This window comes from Peptacetobacter sp. AB800 (assembly GCF_047807365.1).
Lineage (GTDB): Bacteria > Bacillota > Clostridia > Peptostreptococcales > Peptostreptococcaceae > Peptacetobacter.
The window spans coordinates 1-275 of sequence record NZ_JBLOUI010000117.1 but is presented as its reverse complement, the minus strand read 5'-3'; the positions used below and the strand labels follow the sequence as shown (position 1 = coordinate 275).

Genomic DNA, 275 nt, shown 5'->3' with positions numbered 1-275 from the left:
ATATCAAAATGGATTAAAACTTTTGATATATACTTTAAAACAATTGGTGATGAACTATCAAAAGATTTATATTTAGGCGATTCAGATGAATGGCACGCTGACGAAACTATCATAAAAATTGCTGGTGAAAAATTCTATCTTTGGGTTTGTATAGATTCTGAAACAAGGTTTGTTCTATCTTGGAATCTAAACAAATCACGAGGTTCTGATTGTGCTTTTTCACTATTTAAAAAGGCTAGTGCCTTCGGCTCTCCTAAATCAATTGTCACAGATGG

Annotated in this window: 1 protein-coding gene; it reads left to right on the top strand. The window is 32.4% G+C overall.

Annotated features, from left to right (window positions below):
• A partial coding sequence (locus ACK2WN_RS12400; RefSeq protein ID WP_416155705.1) for a DDE-type integrase/transposase/recombinase occupies nt 1-275 on the top strand: 275 nt, incomplete at both ends.